Annotated in this window: 5 protein-coding genes and 1 pseudogene; 4 read left to right on the forward strand and 2 right to left on the reverse strand. The window is 43.9% G+C overall.

Features of this window, described 5'->3' with window-relative positions; translation table 11 throughout:
- A partial coding sequence (locus AB4503_RS18805; protein WP_372115549.1) for a hypothetical protein occupies positions 1–444 on the forward strand: 444 nt, incomplete at its 5' end.
- A 492-nt stretch (positions 445–936) separates the two neighbouring features.
- On the opposite strand, the gene AB4503_RS18810 is transcribed toward AB4503_RS18805, so the two are convergent.
- Complete coding sequence (locus AB4503_RS18810; RefSeq protein WP_269461136.1) at positions 937–1,062, reverse strand: hypothetical protein; 126 nt, start codon at positions 1,060–1,062, stop codon at positions 937–939.
- 108 nt (positions 1,063–1,170) lie between these two features.
- Between AB4503_RS18810 and radC the strand changes: the two genes are divergently transcribed.
- On the forward strand, positions 1,171–1,656 hold the full coding sequence (radC, locus tag AB4503_RS18815) for a DNA repair protein RadC (RefSeq protein ID WP_102257500.1): 486 nt from the start codon (positions 1,171–1,173) through the stop codon (positions 1,654–1,656).
- A 254-nt stretch (positions 1,657–1,910) separates the two neighbouring features.
- Here radC and AB4503_RS18820 read toward each other — a convergent pair whose 3' ends face one another.
- A complete protein-coding gene (locus AB4503_RS18820) occupies positions 1,911–2,480 on the reverse strand; it encodes a YbjQ family protein (protein ID WP_368085262.1) in 570 nt (189 codons plus the stop codon).
- A 463-nt stretch (positions 2,481–2,943) separates the two neighbouring features.
- On the opposite strand from AB4503_RS18820, the gene AB4503_RS18825 reads away from it, so the two are divergent.
- Both AB4503_RS18825 and AB4503_RS18830 read left to right on the forward strand, forming a co-directional pair.
- The gene (locus AB4503_RS18825; protein WP_368085263.1) at positions 2,944–3,273 is read left to right on the forward strand and encodes a hypothetical protein; all 330 of its coding nucleotides are present in this window, start codon (positions 2,944–2,946) and stop codon (positions 3,271–3,273) included.
- A gap of 219 nt (positions 3,274–3,492) precedes the next feature.
- Positions 3,493–4,586: pseudogene (locus tag AB4503_RS18830) on the forward strand (phage integrase N-terminal SAM-like domain-containing protein); the annotation flags it as partial.
- Positions 4,587–4,732: the final 146 nt, after the last annotated feature.

The following is a 4,732-nucleotide window of genomic DNA, read 5'->3' on the forward strand; positions in this document are numbered from 1 at the left end:
GGGCACGAAAGCTCACCAAAAAATGATGTCTCTAGTCCTTTGGCGGTATTGAAGTTGCGCTCTCAAGTCAAAAAGTGTCGTGATGAGGCGAAAAGAAAGTCTGATTGGGTTTCCAAAATCCAGCGTTTAAAAATGTTCAGTCGTCGCCAGTCGCCAGAGCAGCAGGCTGATATCGCAGCGTTAAAAGACCAAGGGTTCGTTGAAGCTATCAAGCAGCAGTTTCCGCTATTGGGATCGCGTCGTTTTGCTTTCCATGAAATCCGTGACTTTTTCATCGAATTAAATGGTGCTGGCTTTGGTGAATGGTTTCTTCACGAGCGAGTGGATCACATCATTCTTTACACCACTTACGGTTCTGTGTTTCCCGCGTTGCGATTTGTGACAACGGGAGAGGGGACGTTTAAGTGTTCAGGGTTTTGTTTTGATGTGCGTTTTGGCGCTTAGGGGGTCACATGAAAGTGCGTTCTACAGTATCCGCTGACATATCCATGCACGTGATTTGGGTGAATTCGACCGACTTTGATTCCACCGTAAGGCCGTCAAGGTTCATGAAATTTTGGTGAATGAGTTTGGGTATACCAACGCCTTAATACTAGAGCAAGGCAACCGAGGCAAGGGGGTGAGTATCAGTGTGTGACCTGACTACCACCATTAAACAGATGCGAGAAGACTACGGCTACGCAAAGAAAGCAGAAAGGACGATAGGAACAACCTCTGAGCATCGCACGTCGGCTAAGGCTTTACTCTCTTGTCTGTATGACGACTAAAGTCGGCAGATGCGTGACGGCTCAAATACTCATCAGATCATCAATCTGTCTGAATTTTGTTTCGATATTCCAACAGTTTGCGGTATTCAAGCGGTTCGTGTTTTTAGACGAGCAACGCCCTGTTCGCTCTTGTCCTAAGTAGCCAAGGTTATCGAGTGGCGCAAGTCGACTAACCAGCAGGGCGCTCTCTTGGTGGGGAAGGGACATTTCTACCTGGGCGACGTACTTTGGGTTGAGATATTGGCTTAGGCTGTCCTTTTGGCTTGTTGTCGCGACTTCCTTTAAACCGTCCCATTTGAGAACCCTCACGCAAGGGAGGCTTCGCCGCTGCGCGCCCTTGCGCTGCAGAACCTGCAACTGGGTACGGACAGTAAGACGCTCACCAAGACCGAAAGGAAATACCATGTCAGCACTTGTTCAATACTCAAATGTTTCGTTATTCACATCAGAAGAAAAGGGCATCCTTGACCAGGCCGCAAGCATTCTCAAATCCAAACTGTTTATCTCAGAACAAACGCCATTAACCTCGCCTGAATTGGTGAAATCGTTCTGTCAAACGTCCTTGGCCGCTTGTGAGTCTGAAGTGTTTGGGATTATCTTCCTCGATAATCAACATCGAGTGTTGCGCACCAAAGAGATGTTCTACGGTACCGTTAATGCCGCTTCGGTCTATCCGCGTGAAGTCGTGAAAGCGTCGCTGGCCGCGAACGCGAGTGCGGTTATTCTCTATCATAACCACCCAAGTGGCGACGCCACCCCAAGTCAAGCTGACCGACGCATTACCCGTCAACTGACGGATGCGTTGGCATTGGTTGATATCCGAGTACTGGACCACTTTGTGGTTTCATTTGAGTGTGTGGTGTCTTTTTCTGAGCGAGGCTGGATTTAAAAAAGCGGCTTATGGCCACTGATTGAAACAGGGTAGGAGACTACCCTTTAACACATTTTTGGACAAAAACGTGCTAACGACTTCCCTAATTTAGCAAACCATGAATTACTTCAGGTATAGAAAAGTCGCTTAGTCAGGTGTCCGGTCTGGCTGGAGCAACTCGTAACCTAAAAGCATACTTCCCCTAAACAAACAGCTAAGTCACCTACGCACAAAAGTACGTTACTAGTACAGATTACCCTGTATCTTGAACTCTAAATTTCTGAGGAGATAGGCAATGTGGATTGAAGGCTATCTTCTACTTTAACCGCAGTGCCTATCGTTGTTACCATCAGCATGGATTTGTTCTTTCCTGATATTTCATCCACATCTATAGAGATACCTATAATTGCATTGCACCCTTTCTTCATCGCTTTCAGCTTTAGTTCTTCCAAAGATTGCTCTTTAATCTCATCGATCTTATTCGTATAAGACTCAGCCTTTCCACCAACTACGTCTCTAACGTCTGCAAAAATGTCACTAAAAATGTTTGTACCAATTACTATCGATGAAGTAATAACTCCTAAGTTCTCACTTACAGCCATTCCTTCTTGAATAGAGTTGGTTGTTGAAGTAAATACCTGTGATGATACACGTACCGAAGTCGCAACTTCCTCACCCAAGAATATAGATATTGCTTGCTGTTTAGTTTCAGCTTTGATTTGCTCTGGGCATATTACATACCCAGCTTTATTTAGATCATTGAGTGTGTCTCTAGCATGAAAGTTTCCAAGGTCAACTGCCTCGACCGCTGTGTCTTTCATTAATATTTGATATTTAGGCATGATGGCTCTTTTTGTAAAGTTGTAACTGAAGGCAATCTGCGGAAGCACTCACGCTCGATGCCATTTATGCTTTCAAAGGTATATTTTTACAATGTTTGAACTACACCTAGTGAGTTCACTTCAACCGAGTGACTATTCAATGGAAATGCTCATAGGGTGGTTACTATTCAGGTCGTTACTTTTGAGTGTACTGGGTATATTTTTATATGTGATATGAATCGACCTTGGTTTTGTATATACCTTACTAGTCTTACAAAAAGTAAGTCAAATTGCGCTTACGTGAAGTTAGTGTTCAATCATCTGAAACTCACTTGATGCCATAGTCGTTTGTTATACACCTAAATACACAATTTTATTTTTCATTTAATATTACATAACCCTTCAAGTACTGTTTGTGCCGAAATATTCACACTGCTATCATCAATGTTTTCCATAAAACCTCAACAAAACAAGGAGTTTACGAATGAAGAACTTAATGGTTGTATGCTTCTTAATGTTTAGTTGCAGCACGCTTGCTGGAACTCGTGAATACCTTAGAGAGTTGAAGCAAGACACATTTTGTTGGGTAGCGGCCGACCTAACAAATAGGAAGACATCTTATTATTGGCGTCTTGTTATTGCCGATTTAGAAAACCTTCATGCTGGAGAAGAGTTATTTCATCAAGCTCAAGAGACAGCTGTGACACAATTTTTTTCTCAAACAAACCAGAAGCTTGAAGATAGTAACTACATGATAGAAAAAATGAAAGCTCGTGAACAAGTTTGGCAAGACAACAATTGCGGTGCACTTTAAGATTGAGTGTATAACGCCCGTTAAGGGATGAGCGACGCAATACAAAAGCCGCCGCGTAGCACCTTAAATACCAAAACCAACGCATAGTAAAAATGCCACGTGTTGCGAACCCCTCTTGAACAGTTTGTTGAACGAAGCCGCTACGCGGCAGTGTAAAACGATTGCAAAACATACTCTTGTAACACCATCACCCTGATGGTCGTTCACAGGAGTAACCCCATGAAACCCGATGACTTAAAACGCTACAACACCCTTTATGAACAACACCTTACCAACCTAAAGCTGCAAGGTAAATGACCTGCGACGATCGATGCCTATTCTCGTGCGGTTCGTCGGATCACCGCTCATTACGATCGAGCCCCTGATACATTAACGACCTCTGACCTCAAACAATTCTTCGCGTCTCTTATTCAAACCCACTCGTGGAGCACCATAAAACTAGTTCGTGAACAACTTCGTTATATGACGTTAAGAGCATCCGTTGCACTTGATGGTCGAGCCATCACAATCTTTGAGCAAGTTTTTGAGTATGGCCAATACAATTCACCGAAAAGTCACCAAACATTCCTCGATAAATTGCAGAGTATTTTGCCTAGTAAAACCAGTCCAATCATCGTTTCTGATGCGGGTTTCGAAATACTTGGTTCCGACAAGTTCAGGAGAAAGGTTGGTTTTGGTTAGGTCGTGTCCGAGGTGAAGTATCAATCAAACAGCCTCATAAACCTTGGGTCTCAAATAAGACCTTTTATCCAACTGCTGTTCATAAACCCAAATATCTTGGCCACTGCTTATTGGCAAAGAGAGCACCGATACCTTGTGAAGCCTATGTTTATAAGGGATTAGAAAAAGGCCGAAAAGCCCAGCGCCATAGTAGAACCAGCCAAAGACACTCCGCTACACATCTCTATCAACGCAGTGCGAAGGAGCCGTGGCTACTCGCGACTAATGTCCCTCGACATATCTTAAATGAAGTACAAATGACCAATCTGTACGCCAAGCGCATGCAAATAGAAGAAGCCTTCCGCGATCTAAAGAGTACCGCCTATGGAATCGCACTTCGTCATAACAGAACTCGTTGTACTAAGCGATTGGATATCCTGCTTCTTATTGCGTTGCTCGCTGAAATCTTGATGTGGTGGAATGGCCTCATTGCAGTACAAGCCAACAGCATTAAACACCGCCGAGTTCTATCCATACCTCGTCTAGGGAGAGAGGTACGAAATCATCGGCGATATCAAATTAACGAATCCCAATATCAATGGGGAATGTTCGAATATCAAAGGCTCACACACAATGCAGGACTAGGGAAAATATGAGGGGATCCGTCAGCGCCCAATTAACTTGCGCAGCAACGCAATACGGTGGTTCTGCATTGCACCATAATCACTAAACATGATTAGAAGTAAAACTGCCACGCGTTGCAAGTCAGGTTAAATTGCTTGTGTACGCCCAGCATGGG

Origin of the sequence: Vibrio sp. 10N.222.55.B11 (genome assembly GCF_041473705.1) — a bacterium.
In the GTDB taxonomy this organism is placed as follows: Bacteria; Pseudomonadota; Gammaproteobacteria; order Enterobacterales; family Vibrionaceae; genus Vibrio; species Vibrio crassostreae_C.